The organism is Vibrio sp. 378 (assembly GCF_033339435.1).
In genome coordinates, this window is the sequence record NZ_JAWOUO010000670.1 from 1 (window position 1) to 649 (window position 649).

General features: G+C 49.2%; 1 pseudogene. It reads left to right on the forward strand.

From position 1 onward, the window contains the following. Positions 1 to 649: pseudogene (gyrB, locus tag R7Q48_RS28175) on the forward strand (DNA gyrase subunit B); the annotation flags it as partial.

The window sequence follows — 649 nt, forward strand, 5'->3', positions numbered from 1 at the left end:
CTAGAAAAACTGGTTCAACAATACAATGCAGGTATCAAGCTTGCTGACCGTATGAGCCGTCGTTACCCTCGCGCCTTAGTGCATGAGCTTATCTACACATCTCGTCTAACGGCTGAGCAGTGTCATGATGCAGCAGCAGTAGAAGCTTGGACAAAACAACTTGTTGAGCAACTAAACGCGAAAGAAGTGGGTGCAAGCCAATACAGCTACGAAGTGGAGCTGCACGCAGAGCTTGGTTTGAGCCTGCCGAAGATCATCGTTCGTACACACGGTGTGACTCACGAGCATGCGCTAAGTGTTGATTTCCTAAACTCAAAAGAATACGGCAAGCTGGCGGACCTTTCTGAAGTCCTAGACGGTCTTCTAGAAGAGGGCGCGTACATCAAACGTGGTGAACGTACTCTGCCAGTATCAAGCTTTGCTGAAGCACTTGAGTGGTTGGTTAAAGAATCGATGCGTGGTCTAAGCCGTCAGCGCTACAAAGGTCTAGGTGAGATGAACCCAGATCAGCTTTGGGAAACCACAATGGACCCAGAGACGCGTCGCATGATGCAAGTAACGATTGAAGATGCGGTAGGCGCAGACCAATTGTTTACAACGCTAATGGGTGACCAAGTTGAACCTCGTCGTCACTTCATCGAAGAGAACG